This is a genomic window from Natronolimnohabitans sp. A-GB9 (genome assembly GCF_030848565.1).
Lineage (GTDB): Archaea > Halobacteriota > Halobacteria > Halobacteriales > Natrialbaceae > Natronolimnohabitans.
Genome location: NZ_JAVDDV010000004.1, coordinates 214,186 through 231,483, shown reverse-complemented (window position 1 = coordinate 231,483; position 17,298 = coordinate 214,186). Strand labels below are relative to the sequence as shown.

The 17,298-nt window shown below is 64.7% G+C and carries 14 protein-coding genes; 6 read left to right on the top strand and 8 right to left on the bottom strand.

The genetic code is table 11. The annotated features are described in order from the left end of the window. Positions 1 to 28 precede the first annotated feature (28 nt). The 4 genes from leuS (RBH26_RS07745) to RBH26_RS07730 all read right to left on the bottom strand — a co-directional run bounded on the left by leuS (RBH26_RS07745) (position 29) and on the right by RBH26_RS07730 (position 6,985). Positions 29 to 2,680 carry a leucine--tRNA ligase gene (gene leuS / locus RBH26_RS07745; RefSeq protein ID WP_306757625.1) on the bottom strand — a complete coding sequence of 884 codons (2,652 nt, stop codon included), beginning with the start codon at positions 2,678 to 2,680 and terminating at the stop codon, positions 29 to 31. 193 nt (positions 2,681 to 2,873) lie between these two features. Next, positions 2,874 to 5,822 carry a leucine--tRNA ligase gene (gene leuS, locus RBH26_RS07740; RefSeq protein ID WP_306757624.1) on the bottom strand — a complete coding sequence of 983 codons (2,949 nt, stop codon included), beginning with the start codon at positions 5,820 to 5,822 and terminating at the stop codon, positions 2,874 to 2,876. A 134-nt stretch (positions 5,823 to 5,956) separates the two neighbouring features. Next, positions 5,957 to 6,376 (bottom strand): Hsp20/alpha crystallin family protein, encoded by a 420-nt coding sequence (locus RBH26_RS07735; RefSeq protein WP_306757623.1) that lies wholly within the window; start codon positions 6,374 to 6,376, stop codon positions 5,957 to 5,959. 150 nt (positions 6,377 to 6,526) lie between these two features. Beyond that, on the bottom strand, positions 6,527 to 6,985 hold the full coding sequence (locus RBH26_RS07730; RefSeq protein ID WP_306757622.1) for a peroxiredoxin: 459 nt from the start codon (positions 6,983 to 6,985) through the stop codon (positions 6,527 to 6,529). A gap of 198 nt (positions 6,986 to 7,183) precedes the next feature. On the opposite strand from RBH26_RS07730, the gene RBH26_RS07725 reads away from it, so the two are divergent. Next, positions 7,184 to 7,843 carry a helix-turn-helix domain-containing protein gene (locus RBH26_RS07725; protein WP_306757621.1) on the top strand — a complete coding sequence of 220 codons (660 nt, stop codon included), beginning with the start codon at positions 7,184 to 7,186 and terminating at the stop codon, positions 7,841 to 7,843. Between the two features lie 331 nt (positions 7,844 to 8,174). On the opposite strand, the gene pheA is transcribed toward RBH26_RS07725, so the two are convergent. Together pheA and RBH26_RS07715 are read right to left on the bottom strand one after the other, a co-directional pair. Further along, entirely contained in the window at positions 8,175 to 8,993 is an 819-nt protein-coding gene (gene pheA / locus RBH26_RS07720; RefSeq protein WP_306757620.1) for a prephenate dehydratase, read from the bottom strand. 76 nt (positions 8,994 to 9,069) lie between these two features. Next, complete coding sequence (locus RBH26_RS07715) at positions 9,070 to 9,435, bottom strand: group 1 truncated hemoglobin (RefSeq protein WP_306757619.1); 366 nt, start codon at positions 9,433 to 9,435, stop codon at positions 9,070 to 9,072. Between the two features lie 255 nt (positions 9,436 to 9,690). On the opposite strand from RBH26_RS07715, the gene hemC reads away from it, so the two are divergent. The 5 genes from hemC to RBH26_RS07690 all read left to right on the top strand — a co-directional run bounded on the left by hemC (position 9,691) and on the right by RBH26_RS07690 (position 14,505). After that, positions 9,691 to 10,827 (top strand): hydroxymethylbilane synthase, encoded by a 1,137-nt coding sequence (gene hemC, locus RBH26_RS07710; RefSeq protein ID WP_306757618.1) that lies wholly within the window; start codon positions 9,691 to 9,693, stop codon positions 10,825 to 10,827. Between the two features lie 14 nt (positions 10,828 to 10,841). Beyond that, complete coding sequence (gene cobA, locus RBH26_RS07705; protein ID WP_306757617.1) at positions 10,842 to 11,639, top strand: uroporphyrinogen-III C-methyltransferase; 798 nt, start codon at positions 10,842 to 10,844, stop codon at positions 11,637 to 11,639. Between the two features lie 6 nt (positions 11,640 to 11,645). Beyond that, positions 11,646 to 12,401 (top strand): uroporphyrinogen-III synthase, encoded by a 756-nt coding sequence (locus tag RBH26_RS07700; protein WP_306757616.1) that lies wholly within the window; start codon positions 11,646 to 11,648, stop codon positions 12,399 to 12,401. Between the two features lie 102 nt (positions 12,402 to 12,503). Then, on the top strand, positions 12,504 to 12,863 hold the full coding sequence (locus RBH26_RS07695; protein WP_306757615.1) for a hypothetical protein: 360 nt from the start codon (positions 12,504 to 12,506) through the stop codon (positions 12,861 to 12,863). Between the two features lie 160 nt (positions 12,864 to 13,023). Next, positions 13,024 to 14,505: a DHH family phosphoesterase gene (locus RBH26_RS07690; RefSeq protein WP_306757614.1), complete on the top strand. Its 1,482-nt coding sequence runs from the start codon at positions 13,024 to 13,026 to the stop codon at positions 14,503 to 14,505. A 119-nt stretch (positions 14,506 to 14,624) separates the two neighbouring features. Here RBH26_RS07690 and RBH26_RS07685 read toward each other — a convergent pair whose 3' ends face one another. Together RBH26_RS07685 and RBH26_RS07680 are read right to left on the bottom strand one after the other, a co-directional pair. After that, positions 14,625 to 15,380, bottom strand: a complete 756-nt coding sequence (locus tag RBH26_RS07685) for a PHP domain-containing protein (protein WP_306757613.1) — start codon at positions 15,378 to 15,380, stop codon at positions 14,625 to 14,627. Positions 15,381 to 15,495: 115 nt separating this feature from the next. Continuing rightward, positions 15,496 to 17,073: an AarF/UbiB family protein gene (locus RBH26_RS07680; protein ID WP_306757612.1), complete on the bottom strand. Its 1,578-nt coding sequence runs from the start codon at positions 17,071 to 17,073 to the stop codon at positions 15,496 to 15,498. Positions 17,074 to 17,298 lie beyond the last annotated feature (225 nt).

The window sequence follows — 17,298 nt, the reverse complement described above, 5'->3', positions numbered from 1 at the left end:
TTCGCGTCAGTGACGACAGGAGACCGTATCAGTCCTCGATCTCGATCGCCGGACGACCGGGCTCGGCGTTTTTCAGGACGCTGTCGTCGGCTTCCTCGGCCTGGACCACGTTCACCGGTGCCTCGAACTCGCGTTCGATCAGCCAGGCGGCGGCCTCGAGGGCGGCGTACTCCTCGTCGGGCTCGAGCGACATCGACAGCGCCTCGCGTTCGGCCTGCAGATCCTGGCCGTAGTCGGCGGCGGCATCGCCCTGTTCGCGGATGTGGTCGTGGCCCATCAGTTCACCGATGAGGTTGTCGGCATCGGATTCGATGGCGATCGCTAAGGCGTCGTACTTCCAGTCGGGGGCGACGACGACGTCGATCCGTTCGGGGTCCTCGATCCCGGCGACATCGACGATGTCGCGGATGTCCTCGCGGGTGTTCTCGACCAGGCGGCGACGCTTGGTGACGTGGTCGGCGTCGATCTCGGCGGTCGGCCACGCCGCGTCGACGACGAGGCCGTCGTTGTCGAGTGTGTCCCACAGCTCCTCGGCGAGGTGGGGCGTGACTGGCGCAAGCAGCCTGACGACCGCCGACAACCCGCGTTCGTACGTCTCGGCGTGGGGTTCGGTGTACTCGCTGTATTGACGCAGCGTCCGGACGAGGTCCTGGGTCTCGCGCAGCGCCTTGTTGAACGTCAGCTCGTCGTACTCGTCGGTGGCGATGGCGATCGTCGCGTCGATTTCGGCGTCGACGTAGCTCGCGATCGCGTCGTCGTCGCCGTCGGGAGCGTCGACGACGTACTCTTCGACCATATCCTTCAGCCGACCGAGGAAGGCGTTCGTCGAACGCACGCCCTCCTCGCTCCAGTCGAAGTCACGCTCGGGCTGGGCGGCCTGCATCATAAAGAGTCGCGCCGTGTCGGCGCCGTACTCCTCGACGATCCGCTGGGGAGAGACGACGTTGCCCTTCGATTTGGACATCTTCTCGCCCTCGAGCTGGACCATCCCCTGGGCCAGCAGGTTCGTGAAGGGTTCGCGGTGTTCGAGACCCTCGTGGTCTGCCAACACCTTCGTGAAAAAGCGCGAGTACAGCAGGTGCATCACGGCGTGTTCGATGCCGCCGACGTACTGGTCGACGGGCATCCAGTCGTTGGCCCGCTCGCGGTCGAAGGGTGCGTCCTCGAGGTCGGGCGAAACGTACCGCAGGAAGTACCACGAGGAGTCGACGAAGGTGTCCATCGTGTCGGTTTCACGCGTCGCGTCGCCGCCACACTTCGGACAGGTCGTCTCCTGCCACTCCTCGGCGGCATCGAGTGGGTTCCCGGTGGTGTTGATGAACTCCGGCAACTCGACCGGGAGCTCCTCGTCGGGGACCGAGACGGCACCGCAGTCGTCGTGACAGTGGACGATCGGGATCGGCGTCCCCCAGTAGCGCTGGCGGGAAATCCCCCAGTCCCGGAGCTGGTACTGTGTCGCCTCCTCAGCGGTGTCTATCTCCTCGGTCAGTCGTTCGCGGGCGGTCTCGCTGTCGAGGCCCGAGTAGTCGCCGGAGTTGATGAGGACGCCGTCGTCGGTAAACGCCGCCTCGCTGACGTCGGGCGCCTCGGGCTCTTCGCCATCCTCGGGTTCGGGGGCGATGACCGGGACGATGTCGATGTCGTTTTTCTGTGCGAAGGCGTGGTCGCGCTCGTCGTGGCCGGGGACGGCCATCAGGGCACCCGTCCCGACGTCCGAGAGGACGAAGTCCGCGACGTAGACGGGGATCTCCTCGCCCGTGACTGGGTTGGTAGCGGTGAGGTCGGTTTCGACGCCGTTTGGCTCGTCGCCGTCGGGGTCGGCCTCGTGTTCGATGAAGTGGCGGACGTCGTCGTCTTCCTCGGCCAACGCCTCACTGATCGGGTGGTCGGGGGCAAGCGCAAAGAAGGTCGCGCCATAGACGGTGTCGACGCGGGTCGTAAAGGCCGTCACCGAGCCGTGGTCTTCGATCTCGAAGTCCAGTTCCGTCCCGTACTGGCGGCCGATCCAGTTGCGCTGCATCTGGCGCACCGAGTTTGGCCACCCCTCGAGGTCGTCGATCGCCTCGAGCAGTTCGTCGGCGTACTCGGTGATCTTCAGGAACCACTGCTCGAGTTCGCGCTGCTCGACGGGCGTGTCACACCGCCAGCACAGTTCCGCTTCGCCCTCGACCTGTTCGTCTGCGAGGACCGTCTCACACTCGGGACACCAGTTGACTTCGGCGTCACGACGCTCGACGAGCCCTTCCTCGCGGAACCGAGCGAAGAGCCACTGGTTCCACTGGTAGTAGTCGGGCGTACAGGTGGTGATCTCCCGCTCCCAGTCGTAGCCAAAGCCCATCGCGCCCATCTGGTCGCGCATCGTCTCGATGCAGTCGAACGTCCAGTCCCGCGGGTTGGTGTCGCGTTCCTTGGCCGCGTTTTCCGCCGGAAGACCGAACGCGTCCCACCCCATCGGATGCAGAACCTCGTCGCCCTGCATACGACGGAACCGGGCGTAGGCGTCCGTGATCGTATAGTTACGGACGTGACCCATGTGGAGTTTGCCCGACGGATACGGATACATCCCGAGGACGTACGTCGGATCCTCGACGTCGTCGGACGTTCGATAGGCGTCTGCCTCGTCCCACGACTCCTGCCAGCGCCGTTCGACTTCGGCGTGATCGTAACCGGCGTCGCTCATTAGTATAACGTCACAGTGGCGGTTTCCTATACCTTCGCATTCGTCGCTCGCGCCGCGTCGATTCGTTCAGACCGTTTGACTCGGCGATGCTACTGACGGCTCGAGTCGTCTCATACGGCCTCCTGTCGTCACGTCCCGCCGATCGCCGACCCCGTCCTGGCGATCCGGCGGGACATCGTTACAGCAGTCCGTCTCACTCGAGGTGAAGCGCCGGCCGGAACGGCTGGGCCTGGTTGGCCTTGTCGTCGGGATCGACAGGATCGCCGTCTTCGGCGTAGACCTCGACTGTCGCGTCGAACTCGCGGGCGAGGAAGTCGGCAGCTTCCTCGTAAACCGCTTGCTCGTCGATCTCTTCGAGAGTCGCGAGCGTCTCGCCGTCGCGTTCGCGGACGAACTCGATGAGGTCGCCGACCAGTTGATTGACGGCGTCACCTCTTTCGCGCAGTTGCTCGTCTTGCATCACTTCGCCCATCACCTGTCCCTGGTTCGGGCCTCCGTGCTCGCGGCCGTCGCCGTCGTCTTGCGGCTTCGCCGCGTGACTGTCCGCGGAACTTCGTTCCGCGCTACTCGCGTCTTCGGCGGTGCGTTGCACCGCGCTCTCGACGACCGTCTCGAACACCCGCCGCTTCCAGTCAGCCGCGACGTACAGTCGGATCGTCTCCGGATCGGTGTCGGTTACCTCGACGATGTCGCGAACGTCCTCGAGGACGTCTTCGACAAGCCCCTCCCGTTCGAGGACGGTTTCATCCTCGAACTCGGGGACGGGTTCGGGCCAGGGCACGTCCTCAGCCGGCTCACCGGTGAGTCGTTCGTGGAGTTCGTTCGCCATAAACGGGATAAAGGGCGCGAGCAGGCGCAGCCGCGTCTCGAGTACCGTCCGGAGCGTCCAGCGTGCACCGGGTCGCTCGAGGTCGGCACGGCGTCGATACCACTTGAGGTGTTCCTCGAAGCGGTAGAACGCGGTCTGGCTGGCGGTCCGGGTCTCGAAGCGCTCCATCGCGTCGGTCACCGCCCGGACCGTCTCCTGAAGGTGTGCGAGCAGCCAGCGATCGACACGTTGCAGGTCTCGCTCCCCGTTGGGAGCGTCGATAACCTCGGTGGCGCGGTTCCAGAACCGCTCGAGTTGGTCACGGGTCGAGCCGACCTCCTCGGCGCGCCAGTCGTAGTCCTGCCAGGGCTCGGAGCTGTTGAGCAGGAAAAAGCGGACGGTGTCGGCACCGTATTCGGAGATCGCCTCGTCGGGAAGAACGACGTGGCCCTTCGAGGAACTCATCTTCTCGCCCTCGAGTAAGCCCATTCCCATGATAGTGATCCCCTGGGGCCAATCGGGTTCCGCGAACAGCTCGGCGTGGTGATACAGATAGAACGTGAGGTGATTCGTGATCAGGTCGTTACCAGAGCAGCGGTAGTCGACGGGGTACCAGTAGTCCCACTCCTCGCGCAGTTCCAGCGCGCGCTCGTTGGGATCATCGACGGCATCGGGCCCGGAAAACAGCGTCTCGAAGAACTCGGGAGTGAGCGCCGAGGTGGGGACGTCCTCGAGCCGGTGGGCGATCGTGTAGTAGGCCATGTAGAGCGTCGAGTCCGACAGCGGCTCGATGATGAACTCGTCGTCCCACGGCAGGGGCGTTCCCAGCCCGTAGTTTCGAATGCAGGGCCACTCCTCGAGCCAGTCGATGGTGTGAAGATACTCCTCGCGGGTATTCTCTGGGATCGCGTCGAGGTCCTCGACGACCCGGCGGGTCGTCTCGGTCCAGTCCTCGTCGTTGTATCGCAGGAACCACGTCTCCTGTTCGGCGACGACGACTTTCCCGCCCGCCCGCGAGATCACGGGCTCGGGGAAGTCATACATCGCGTCGAACTCGCCCTGGTCCTGGAAGTGGGCTTTTAGCTCCTCGCGGACGTCCTCGACGACCTCGCCGGCGAACTCGCCGTAGGCCTCGTTCAGGACGCCCTGGTGGAACTCGCGGTTGTACACCTCCTTGGTAACCGCTTCCAGGTCGGGGTCGGCCGAGGACTCGATGCCCGCGGATTCGACAGCGTCTCTGGCCGGAATCTCGCCGTAGTCTTCGATCGAGAGGATCGGGACCGGCTCGATCGCCTCGACCTCGGTCGGATCGATCCCGTACTCGCGCAGGCGCTCGGCGTCGGCTTTGGCCTCCTGCAAGGCGAGGTAGTCGTCGGGACTGTGTGCCGGCACCGACATCACGACGCCGGAGCCGCTGTCCGGATCGACGAAGCCGGCCGGCAGGATCGGTACCTCGTCACCGGTGACCGGGTTCGTAACGCGCTCGCCGACGTACGCCTCGCCGGTCGTCTCGCGTTCGACCGTGATCTCGTGGGCCTGTAACTCGAGTTTCTCGACGGCCTCGGCGGAGACGACCCACCGTTCGCCATCGACGTCGGCCTCGACGTACTCGCCGTCGGGGTCGATGTAGGCGTTCGTGACGCCACGGACCGTCTCCGGCCGAAGCGTCGCCATCGGGAAGACGGTGTTTCCGGACTCGAATTTCACCAGCGTGTACTCCTGGTACTCGACGTCTTCGCCCTCGAGCAGGTCGTGGGTGGTGACTGGATTCTCCTGTTCGGTACAGTATTTGACCGGATGCAGGCCCTTCTCGAGCAGCCCCCGTTCCTTCAGCGTCTCGTACTGCCAGGTGATGAACTTCGAGTAGCGCTCGTCGTTCGTCGTAAACTCCCGTCGCCAGTCGATCGAGAGCCCCAGCTGTTTCATCCCCGACTTGTAGTGGTCCTCGATGAAATGCCGAGCGTAGCCCATCGGCGTCTCGAGTTCCTCGAGCGTGTCCTCGGAAACGTTGTAGGTATCCCGCAGGACCGACAGCTGATCTTCCTCCCCTTTCTTGAGCCGCTCGACTGCGCCGATGATCGGCGTTCCGGTGACGTGCCAGCCGATCGGGAAAAGGACGTTGTCACCCTGCTGGCGGCGATACCGTGCATAGACGTCCGGGACGGTGTACGTTCGAGCGTGCCCGATATGCATCCCGCCGCTCGGGTAAGGGTAGGGAACTGTCACGAACGTCACGTCCTCGTCGTCTCGACCGTCGGGGTCGGCCTCGTACCGTCCCGACTCGGCCCAGCGGCTTCGCCACTCGGACTCGAGTTCCTGGGGCTCGTAGCTCATGCGCCCTCATTGGGCGTCCTGTAGTAAAAGAACCATCACATTATTATCCAAAACAGTCGACGAGGAACGGATCAGCTATCGGTGATTCCCGCGGGTACCGAAGACTGGCTGTGCCGCTCCGTTCAGCCGGCTCTTCACTCGATGTCGATCTGTTTCGACTCGTCGGCGCCGGCCACCTTCGGGAGCCGGACGGTCAACACGCCGTCCTCGTAGCCCGCGGCGACCTCCGCTTCATCGACCGGTTCGGGCAGCCGGATCCGGCGGTTGGCCGACGTTCGAGTCCGTTCACGCCGGAGATACCGACCCTCGGCGTACTCCGTCTCGTCCTCGCGACTGGCCTCGAGGCGCAGCGTCCCCTCCGAGAGCGTCAGGTCGATGTCGTCGGTCTCGTAGCCGGGCAGGTCGGCCGTGACGAGATACTCCTCGCCGGTGTCGACGACGTCGACCGGGACGGAGCCGGGCACCTGGAGGCCGCCACTCGTCATCCCTTCCTCGACCTGTCGGCTGAGACGGTCGAGCATCTCCTCGATGTCGTCGAACGGATTTCGTCGCATACGTCCCGCTACGACGTCGAATGAAATAAATTCTGCCCGCATTCCCAGATCATACGGCAGTCACTATCGCGTCGACCTCGAATTCGCAGCCGACGGCATTGGAGACGACCGTCCGATAGGAGCAAAAGGTCGACGCGGGCCGTCGTCGGTTTACTCCGGGAGCGTCACCAGCCCGTCCTCGAGTGCATCGAGCAGGACGTCGCGGGCGTGGCCGTCCGGATCGACGTTCTCGTAGACCGCCTGCACCTCGCCGTCGGCGAGGACGAACGTCGTCCGCGTGGTTACGCCGCTGTCCCGCAGTTCGACGCCGAAGGCGTCCGCGATCTCGGTATCGGGATCGGCGAGCAGGTCGAACTCGAGGCCTTCCTGGTCGCAGAACTCCCGGTGTGAGTCGACGTCGTCGATCGAGACGCCGTAGACCGCCATGCCGGCGTCGTCGTAGCTCTCGCGTTCGCGCTGGAACTGGTTTGCCTCGACCGTACAACCCGGCGTGTCGTCACGGGGGTAGAAGTAGAGGACGGTCGGTTGTTCGAACTCGAGGACGACTTCCTCGCCGTCCTGGTTCGGTGCGGTCACTGTCGGGGCCTCATCGCCTTCTTCCAGTGGCATGGGCGGACCTACCGCGGGGAGGGGGCAAACCGTTTGTGGAACGTGGCTGGCGCACGGACGATGCGGAAACCGTCGCGACGAGGTACACGAACGTGGTTCGCTGTCGGCGACTCCTGTCGATGTTCGTTCGAAACAGAACATGAGAACAGTGTTACAAGAGAGTACCACTAATACCGGCAGCGTCCAACGGATCGCACAATGGCAACCGAAGCGACGGTTACGGTTCCGTCGGATCAGTTCCCCTTAGGAACCGTATTCGAACAGCTGCCGGACGTGACGGTCACACTGGAGCGGATCATTCCGGCCCAGGACGTGGTCGTGCCCTACGTCTGGGTTCGTGGGGCCGCCGTAGACGACATCGAGGGAGCGTTTTCCGACCACCCCGGGGTCAAAGACGTCAGCCTCGTCGACTCCGTCGAAGACGAGTATCTGTTGCGAATCACGTGGGCGATCGAGTACGCCGGCGTACTGAGCACGCTTTCCGAATCGGAGCTTGCGCTCGTCGAAGCCGTCGGCACGAAAAAACAGTGGACGTTCGACGTTCGGGGCGACGAACGAAGCGACATCGCGGCCTTTCAACGGCGCTGTCGGGAGCTAGAGATTCCGATCACGGTGACGAAACTGCACGCGCTGACGCCACTCGAGACGGAGACCGAGGCAGCGTTGACCGAGGCCCAACAGGAGGCGCTGGTGCTTGCCTACGATCGCGGCTACTTCGAGACCCCACGCGAAGTGACGATGGCCGAGCTCGGCGACGAACTCGGCATCTCCCAGCAGGCCGTCGCATCCCGACTCCGCCGCGGGATCAGGGACGTCCTCGGCCGAACGCTCCCCGAAACCGAAGGGGCGAACCGATAGACTGCATAAAAGGGTTTTGTACAATAAAAAGGTAGAGTAAGGACGACTGCCGTCGAGAGGGTGAGACGATGCCTGGAGGAGAGAGCGAACGAACGGTAGTCGAGTGTCTCGAGTGTGGCTCGGCGTACGCAGCCAGGCGGTGGGGCGACGGGACGATACAGCCGATTGGGCGGAAAAACGGCTGTCAGTGTGGAGCAACAGCGTTTCGAACCATCGGTGGGGCGTCCGAGACCGCGCGCTGATACGACCCCCTGACCGATTTCCCGGCCGACCGGGGACGGGTCGCGGTCGTGCCGAAACTGACGGACAAGGGCCCGTATTCGGACGATCGCTATCCGACGACGTGTTCCGTATCGTACGATCCGAGCCGCCGGACCCAGCCGTTCTCGGCCAGCTCCTCTAGGTCCTCGATCGCCTCCTTCGTGCGAGCCTCGTAGAGCCCTGCCTCGACGTCGATGTGGAAGACGTAGTCACCCAGCCGCTGCCCGCTCGGACGGGACTCGACGCGGGTGAGGTTGATGTCCCGATCGGCGAACGGCTCGAGCAGCTCCAACAGGAGCCCGGGGTAGTTCGCGTTGGGGTAGACGACGAATGTGGTCTTGCCGCCGCCGGTCGAGCGCTCCTCGGCGGGCGCCAGCGCGAAAAAGCGCGTCGCGTTCGAATCCTGATCCTGGATGTCCTCGGCGAGTACCTCGAGGGTCGGTTCGTTCTCTGCGTTGGCTGGATGTCCGATCCCCGCGATCGAGGGATCGTCACGGGCGAACTCGACGCCCTGGGCCGTGCTCGCGACCGCCTCGAGGGTCGCGTCGGGGTACTCGCGCTCGAGATACGAGCGACACTGGGCCAGCGCCTGGGAGTGGCTGGCGATCGTGTCGAACTCCGGCCCCTGGGCGAGCAGGGCGTGACGGATCGGTGTAACGATCTCGCGGACGACGGCGACGTCGTACTCCGCGAGGGCGTCTAAACTCTCCGTCACTGAACCTTCGATACTGTTCTCGATCGGAATGACGCCGCGTTCGTACTCGCCGGCCGCGACGGCGTCGACGATCGCGGTGACCGACTGCCGGAAGTCGATCTCGTCCTCGTCTGCGACCGCCGTCGTCGCCCGGTGTGAGTACGTGCCTTCGGGGCCCAACGTAACTGCAGCCATCGATTGGTGATAGCCGCGACTGGGTCAAAAGGTCTCGGGTCTGATGCGAACACACACCGCAGTGGTGATGGCGCGATCAGGCCGGCACCGTGACGATGTCGTCCTCGTAGGAGCCGACCGCCTCGAGGACGGCCTCGCGGTCGTCTTCGGGGACGTCGAACTCCTCGAGGGTCGCCTCGAGATGGCCGACGATGACGTCGAAGTCGGCTGTGGTGATGCCGAGATCGTCGTGTGCAGCCTCCATATCCTCGCCCGAGTAGTCGACGGGGCCGCCCGCGACGGCGCTGATGAACTGCGTCTGATGGGCGCGTTGTTGCTGCATGTCGACGTCGTCGAAGTAGTGGGCGACCTGGTCGTCGTCGACGACGCGTTCGTAGAACCGATCGACGACGGCACTGATCGCGTCTCGACCACCGAGTCGGTCGTAAAGTGTGTCACTCATCCGGCCATTCCTACGAAAGAGGAATATATAATCCTCGGCCCGAACATGTTTTCCTGGGAGCGCTCGAGGGCGATGGTCCGCAAAACAGCGCTGACGTTCAGTGGCTACGATAGCTACAGCAGTCCGTATGAAACACCGTGTTCGATACTGGCGGGCGAAAACCTGCCAGGATTTTCGTCCGACAGTATAAGCCGTGCAACCAGTCTGCGCCCGACAAGCGTGCGCTTTTCATACCCCAGGCGACGACTCATGCCTATGCGAACACACGGGACGCTACGACTGGCGACACGGGGGTCGACACTCGCCCGGCGACAGGCCGGCCTGGTCAAGGAGGCCCTCGAGGACCGACGGCACGAGGTCGAACTCGTCACCGTCGAGACGACGGGCGACCAGATCCGAGACGAACTGATCCATCGACTGGGGAAGACGGGCGCGTTCGTCCGCGAACTCGACGAGCGCGTCCTCGAGGGCGACCTCGACGGGGCGATCCACTCGATGAAGGACATGCCGACCGAACAGCCCGAGGAGCTAGTGACCGCCGCGGTCCCCGAACGGGGGCCACCGGGTGACCTGCTCATCACGCCGGACGGATCGACGCTCGAGGAGTTGCCGACCGGCGCGACCGTCGGCACCTCGAGTCTCCGTCGTCGCGCACAGCTGCTTTCGGAGCGGCCGGACCTCGAGGTCGCACCGCTTCGCGGGAACGTCGATACCCGCCTCGAGAAGCTGCTCGCGCCGGCGCTGCAGGCACAACACCAGGAGCGGTCGGAGGCCGACAAGGAACGGAAAGCGAATACCGGCGACGAGGACTTCGAGCCCGAGTACGACCGCACCGTCGACGAGTGGTTCGACGACCTCTCGGAGCTCGAGCGGCAGGCGCTGGGCCGCGAGGTCGAGACCGACTACGACGCCATCGTGCTCGCACAGTCGGGTCTCGAGCGCAGCGGTCTCGCACACTACGTCGACTACCAGGAGCTGCCGACGTCGACGTTCGTCCCCGCGCCGGGCCAGGGCGCGCTGGCGGTGACGGCAAAAGACGGTGAGACGGCCCGCGAGATCCAGTCGGCGATCGATCACCCGCGCAGTCGCGTCGAGACGACCGTGGAGCGAACGATCCTCGCCGAACTCGGCGGCGGCTGTATCGCTCCGGTCGGGATCTACGCGATCGTCCAGGGCGAGTACGTCAACGCCACCGTCAGCGTCTTCGACCGCGACGGCGAGGAGTCCGTGGTCGGAAGCCGCGACCTGCCGATCGAGACCCACGCCGAGGCCGCCCGCGAGTTCGCACGGGACCTCGCGGAGCGTGGTGCCGCGGCGCTGATCGAACAGGCTCGCAAGGACGCCGACGCAACAGATGACGTCTCCGAGGAAGATAAACCGGCGGGGAAATGAGTTGACCTACGGAAATGTCAGAAGGTCCCATCGAGGCCGAGCCAGGAACCGTCTATCTCGTCGGTAGCGGTCCCGGCGACCCGGATCTCTTGACGGTCAAGGCAAAGCGGCTGCTCGAGGCGGCCGACGTCGTGCTCCACGACAAGCTTCCCGGGCCGGAGATCATCGAGTCGCTCCCCGAGGGCCGACGCGAGGACGTCGGCAAGCGCGCCGGCGGCGAACGAACGCCACAGGTAGAGATCAACGAGCGGCTGGTCGAACTCGCCCAGGAGAACAAATCGGTCGTCCGGCTCAAAGGCGGCGACTCGTTTATCTTCGGGCGCGGTGGCGAGGAAGCCGAGTATCTCGCGGCCCACGGCGTCCCCTTCGAGGTCGTTCCCGCCGTCACGTCGGCCGTCGCCGCACCCGCAGTCGCCGGCATCCCCGTTACACACCGCGACCACGCCTCGGCCGTCTCGTTTGTCACGGGCCACGAGGATCCGACCAAGGCGGAGTCGGCAGTCGACTGGGAGGCACTCGCCGCCGGCGGTGGCACCATCGTCGTTCTGATGGGCGTCAAGCGACTCCCCGACTACACGGCCGCGCTGTGTGAAGCCGGCATGGATCCCGAGACCCCGGTCGCGCTCGTCGAGCGAGCTACCTGGCCCGGCCAGCAAGTAGCCGTGGGTACGCTCGAGACCATCGTCGACGTATCGAACGAGGTTGGAATCTCACCGCCCGCGGTGACCGTGATCGGTGACGTCGCGAGCACCCGCGAGTCGGTCGCCGACTTCCTACGAAACGACTACGGCAAGCGAGTCGAGACCTACTGACCAAGAATGACCGAAACACCCGACACGCCGACGGTCGCGGTCTTCCGTCCCGACGACGAACGTCTCACCGAGGCTCTCGACCTGCTCGAGGAACTCGGAGCCGATCCCGTCCCGGACCCGATGCTGGCCGTCGAGCCGACCGACTCGACGCCACGGACCGACGCCGACTACGCCGTTCTGACGAGCAAGACCGGCGTGGAACTGGCCACCGAGGCTGGCTGGGAGCCGACCGACGAAACCGTCTGTGCGATCGGCCCTGCGACGGCCGACGTGCTCCGCGACCACGGCTACACGGTCGATATCGTCCCCGAGGAGTTCACCTCGAGTGGTCTCGTCGAGACGCTCGCCGACGAGGTCGACGGCGCACGCGTCGAGGTAGCCCGCAGCGACCACGGCAGTCCGGTGTTACTCGAGGGGCTCTCGGAGGCGGGGGCGTACGTCCACGAGACGATCCTCTACCGGCTGGTTCGACCCGAAGGAAGCGGCGAGTCGGTCGACCGGGCCGCCGCCGGAGAGCTCGACGCCGCCTGCTTTACCTCGTCGTTGACCGTCGAGCACTTCCTCGAGGCCGCCGCCGAGCGAGGCGTTCGTGGGGACACACTCGAGGGTTTGGCCGACGCGACCGTCGGCGTCATCGGCGATCCGACGGCCGACACCGCCGCGTCGCTGGGACTCGACGTCGACGTGGTCCCGTCGGAAGCGACGTTCGACGCGCTGGCACGGGAGACACTCGAGGCCGCTCGAGGCGGGAGCGAACGCTAAGAATCACGAACGCAAAACGCCCCTGCGACGCGTGTGAGAGCCTCACAACGCGCGTTCGCAGGGATAATCTCTACTCGCGCTGGGCCCCTCCTCACGGCTACTGTGGCAGTACGAACGTCACTCGGACGGAAGCTCGATCCACCGGACGCCATCGGTCTCCGCGTCGCCTTTTTCGTGTTCTGGGCGATCGACGCGATCGCGGCGACCCTGTTCTTTCTCGTCCCCTACGCGACCGAGCTCAACCCGGTCACCGTTCTCTTCTATCAGGTGCTCGGACTTCCCGGCGTCGTACTCGCGGCCGTCTGTTATGCCGGAATCATCGTCGTGATCGGACACGTTCTCTCGGATCCGATGGACGTTCGGTTCGCAGCGCTGATGGTGCTCTTGTACGCCGTCTTCGCGCTGAACAACGTCCTCTTACTCGTGTTTCGCGAACCGCTGCTGGGTCTCCTCGGGCTGTGATACGGTCTCCGGTAGTCAATTACCGCCGATCGCCAGGACCGGGTCGGCGATCCGCGGGACATCGTTACAGCAGTCCGTATGACGCGTTGCGGACGGTGACGCCTCGCTCCACGACCGGGGGTTTATACCGGATGCCGACCCACCATCGACCGATGCACCGATGACCGGGCCGGTTCCCGAACTCGCGGATCGAGCGACTGCGTGTGCAAACCGCCTCCTGGAAGCCGATCGTGTCCTGCTGGCGTCGCATATCGACGCCGACGGGCTGACCAGCGCCGCGATCGCCACACAGGCCCTAGAGCGGGCACAGATCCCTTTCGAGACGGTTTTCGAGAAACAGCTCGACGAAGACGCGATCGCCGACATCGCGGCGACCGACTACGACACCGTGTTGTTTACGGACTTCGGGAGCGGCCAACTCGACAGCATCGGTGAACACGAGGACGCGGGCGCGTTCACGCCCGTCATCGCCGACCACCACCAGCCCGCCGACCGCGAGACGAGGTACCACCTCAATCCGCTTCTGTTCGGGATCGACGGCGCCTCGGAGCTCTCGGGGGCGGGCGCAAGCTACGTACTTGCACGGGCGCTCGCCGACGTTTCCGGACAGGATAACGAAGAGGCGATCGCGGCGGACGGTGGTGTCGTCGCCGACGACGCGACGACGCACCGAGCCGACAATCGCGATCTGGCCGCGCTGGCCGTCGTCGGCGCCGTTGGCGACATGCAGGCCTCCGGCGGTGAACTCCACGGCGCCAACGAGGAGATCGTCGCGGAGGGCGTCGAGGCCGGCGTCGTCGAGACCGGGAAAGACCTCGCGCTCTACGGCAAACAGACCCGCCCGCTGCCGAAACTCCTCGAGTACGCCACCGACGTCCACATTCCCGGCATTTCGAACGACCAACAGGGGGCGCTTCGGTTCCTCGACGGGCTCGACCTCGAGTTGAAACGCGACGGGGAGTGGCGACGCTGGTCGGACCTCTCCAGCGAGGAAAAGCAAACTGTCGCCAGCGCGCTCGTCAAGCGAGCCGTCTCGAGTGGCGTCCCGGCGGCGAAGATCGACGGGCTCGTCGGCACCGCCTACGTCCTTCCCGAAGAGCCCGTGGGTACTGAACTCCGGGATGCAAGCGAGTTCTCGACGCTGCTAAACGCGACCGCCCGCTACGAACGGGCCGACGTCGGCCTCGGGGTCTGTCTCGGCGACCGGGAAGGCGCACTCGAGCGCGCGCGGGCGCTCCTCCGGAACCACCGTCGAAACCTCTCGGAGGGGATCGACCTCGTCACCCGGGAAGGGGTCACCCACGAGGACCACGTCCAGTGGTTCGACGCGGGCGATCGGATTCGAGAGACGATCGTCGGCATCGTCGCGGGGATGGCGATGGGCAACGAGGGGATCAGCCGATCGAAACCGATCGTCGCCTTCGCGGAGAAAAACGAGGACGAACTGAAAGTATCGGCGCGTGGAACCCACACGCTCGTTCGGAACGGGCTCGATCTCTCGGCCGTCATGGGCGAGGCCTCGAGGGCGGTCGGCGGCGACGGTGGCGGTCACGACGTCGCCGCCGGCGCGACGGTACCGCGGGAGGAAAAGACGGCGTTCGTCGAACGCGCCGACGAGATCGTCGGCAAACAACTCTCCTGATACCGGCCGTCGTTCTGTCGATCGGCGGGACAGCAGTCCGTATGAGATCGGCTGGAACGTGTTGTCAGGGTCATACTGTCGGACAACATCAGAGAACCACACGACGGACTTCGGTCGGCTCACCTGGAACGGTCCATGGAGGCCGGCACCGTCGGAACCAGTGGGGCCCGCTTCGTCAACATGTACGTCGACTTGCGGACGGCACCTTTCGCGTACTGGATCGTGCTCTTGTGGATCGGCGTTCGTTTCCCGCGGATCTGGGTCCGGCCCTCGAGGATGGCCTCGACGAGGTCGTCGCCGTCGATGTCGGCCTTCGTTGGGTTTGCAGCGTCGGGGGAGACGAGGATCTCCGTGTAGGCCTTCCCGACGTTAGGAAGGTAGTGGGCGTCGCTGGCACCGATCTCCGGATAGCCGCGCCGACGGGCGAAGGTGCGCGCACGGCGGTTTCGGTACCCGGTAAAGACCATCGAGTTGTAGGTCTCGATCGCGTCGGCGTCTTTGATATGGCGTTTCCGGACGCCGTGGCGGCTGCGCTGGAAGGGGTGGGGTACGATCGCGATGCCGCCGAGTTCGCGGACGGTTTCGACGGTCTCCATGAACGGCTGGCCGGGATCGGGTCGCTGTTCGACACCGATCGCCAGTAGGTGGCCGTGTCTGGTCGAAACCTCGACGCCTGGAATCCCGAGCAGTCCGTACTCCGGCGCGAGTTCGGCAGCGCGCAGTGACTCGCCGATCTCGTCGTGGTCGGTAATCACGATTCCATCGAGACCGATATCGGCTGCGTGCTCCAGAATGAGCTCGATCGGTTCGTGTCCGTCGTACGAATCGTCCGAATGAACGTGGAAATCGATAGCGAAGGGAATCAGAGATGTCATATGACCAGCGGGTGGCGTTCGTACTAGCTATGCTCCGATGTGAGCATAAGTGCTCCGTCACGGTTCGAATTCAGAGGCGTCCACGTATCACGCTCCGAGACACCACGATGGCGTCTCACGTCCCACGAGAGAGCAGCCGCGTTCGAACGTACTGCCCGAAAACGAGCAGCGCGGCCACGGCGCTTACGACGCCGTAGATCGGCTCGGTACCCGACAGGATCGCCGCCGCGACGACCAACGCACCCGCGATCACGGCGTAGCCGACACCCGGATCCCCACCGCTTGGCGACTCGAGTGGATCGGTTCTGACGACGAGTTCACCGCGCTCGAGCTGTCCGAAGACGGTGTCGAACCGCGCCGGTGCCCGCGCCAGGACGGGCGCCGACTCGCGGAGATCGTCGCGAACGTCCGTAAACAGCGCCTCGAGTTCGCCCTCGATAAAGCCGTAATCGACGAGAAACGACCGGGTAACGGCGATGAAATCGAACTCCGGATCGAGGCTCCGACAGACGCCCTCGCCGACGGTCCCGACCCGCATGAGCAACATCACGTTGGGCGGAATGCGAAACGGGAAATCCTCGAGCATCGAGAGCAACTCGGTGATAATCGCCCGCCAGGTGATCTCCGGGCGGCCCTCGAGGTTCTCGATCACCATCTCGAGCACCCGCCTGACGGCGACCCTGTCGACTGCGGGGTCGAGTACCTCGAGGGCGATGAGCGTGTTCAACAGGTCGTCGACGTCGCGGCGGACGAGCGATCGGTAGAGGCTCGTGATGTCGTCCTGTTCCTGTTCGGTGAGCCGCTGGCTCATCCCGTAGTCGTAGATGATTAGCTGACCCGCGTCGTTCACGGCGAGATTCCCAGGGTGGGGATCTGCGTGGAAAACACCGTCGACGAGCCCCATCTTCAGGTACGTGCGGGCGATCAGCGTCGCCATCTCGTTGCGGGTGGTCCCGGCCGTCTCGAGTGCACCGTCGTCCGTAATCTTCTCGCCCTCGACGTACTCCATGGCGACGATTTGCTCCGAGCACAGTTCGGGATAGGTCTCGGGGATGACGATCCGTTCGTCGTCCTCGAAGTTATCCCCGATCTCGGCCATGATCGTCGCCTCGCGCTGGAAGTCCAGTTCCTCGAGGATGATCTCCTCGAAGTCGTCGGCGACGTTCTCGAGGGAGTATCGCTGGCGCTCGTTGGCGACCATCGTCAAAAGCGGTACGAGGCCCCTGATCACCCGCAGGTCGCGTTCGATCAGCTCAACGAGGCCCGGCCGTCGAACCTTCAGCGCGATCCGTTCACCCTCGTACTCGGCGGTGTAGACGAACGCGAGCGACCCGCCGGCGACCGGCTCGAGCGTCTCGAGATCGAGGTCGTCGCCGAGTTCCGCCTCGACGACCGACAGCGGATCGCCGCCGACGTCCTCGGGGACTTCGTCCTGGAGCGTCGAGAGCGCCTCGACGTACGTCGGCGGGACGAGGTCGGGACGCGTCGAGAGGACCTGCCCGACCTTGATAAACGCCGGTCCGAGCTCGAGCATCGTTTCGGTGAGACGCTGAGCGCGTTCCTGGTGGGTCTCCGTCGAGACCTGCCGGGGAGGACCGAACAACAGGAACCGACGCTGATCCCGGAGCAATGCGATCGCGACTGGGAGAAACCGGACGAGGACCTGTACGTACCGACGGTAGTACCCCTTCATCGATCGGCGACCATCCGACACTCGGTTGCGAACACGTCCATATTCCGTGTTCGAACAGCCATCACAAATACCTCAGTGGTTCGATGCACCCGCTGTAGGGACCGATTTACGGACTCAGGCTCGATCGAACAAGGTTCTGTATCGCTATATATGATTTATTGGGCGCAACTGTCGCGAGCGGAGACGACACTGGGGAGACGCTCTCCTGTCGTTACGTCCCGCCGA